This window comes from Roseomonas sp. E05 (genome assembly GCF_030063475.1).
In the GTDB taxonomy this organism is placed as follows: Bacteria; Pseudomonadota; Alphaproteobacteria; order Acetobacterales; family Acetobacteraceae; genus Pseudoroseomonas.
Genome location: NZ_JASIRT010000092.1, coordinates 1 through 1,040, shown reverse-complemented (window position 1 = coordinate 1,040; position 1,040 = coordinate 1). Strand labels below are relative to the sequence as shown.

Annotated in this window: 1 protein-coding gene; it reads right to left on the bottom strand. The window is 73.3% G+C overall.

Translation table 11 applies throughout. From position 1 onward, the window contains the following. Positions 1-1,040 (bottom strand): TolC family outer membrane protein (locus QMO56_RS26800; RefSeq protein ID WP_283530696.1); only part of this gene is annotated, 1,040 nt, incomplete at both ends.

The window sequence follows — 1,040 nt, the reverse complement described above, 5'->3', positions numbered from 1 at the left end:
GGGTTGCCTGTACCGAACCACTTGGAGCGGACGGCGTTGTAGTATTCCTCCATGTCGTACTGTGCGACGGGGAGGGCGAGGTCGCGGGCGGTGAGGCGTCCGACGGCGGCGGCCAGGTTGTAGCTGGCGGTGACCACGTTGGAGAGCGCCTGCACCAGGCTGACGCGGGCGTTGAGCAGTTCCTGCTCGGCGTTCAGCACGTCGAGCGTGGTCCGGCTGCCCACCACCGCCTCGCGCTGCACGCCATCGAGCGCGATCTCGGCGGCGCGGATCTGCGAGCGCACGCTGTCCACCTGGGCGCGCGCCGTCTGCAGCGTCTCCCAGGCCTGCGTCGCCTGCTGCATCACCTGCCGCCGCTGGTCGTCCACCACCTGCCGCAGCCGCACCGCGTCCTGCCGCGCCTGCCGCACCGCCGCGTATTCGCCGCCCCCCTGGTAGAGCGGCACCGACAGGTTCGCCGTGATCTGCTCCCCCGTCACCCGCGTATGCGCCGACTGCGAGTTGTCGCTGCGGAAGCTCTGCGCCTGCAGGCTCACCGAGGGCAGCAGCGCCGAGGCCTGCACGTCCACCGCATCCCGCGCCGCCGCCTCGTCGAACAGCGCCGCCACCACCACCGGGTTGTTGCGCATCGCCAGCTCCGCCGCCGCGCCCGACCCCCGCACCGCCGCCTGCAGCGGCTGCGGCGCCACCAGATGCTCCGGCGACAGCCCCGTCACCCGCCGGAAGGTCGCCCGGCTGGTCTGCAGCGTGCCCTCCGAATTGGCCCGCGCCGCCTCCGCCCCGGCCAGCCGGCTCTCCGCCTGCGCCACGTCCGTGCGGGTGATCTCGCCCACCCGGAAGCGCTCGTTCGTCGCGTCCAGCTGCCGCCGCAGCACCTGCACGTTGTTCACGTTCAGCCGCAGCGTCTCCTGGTCGCGAATGACCGCCACATAGGCCGCCACCACGTCCGACAGCACCTGCTGCTCGGTCGCCAGCACCCGCGCCCGCTGCGCCAGGACCTGGTTCTCCGCCCGCCGCGTCGAGGCCACCGTCCGCCCGCC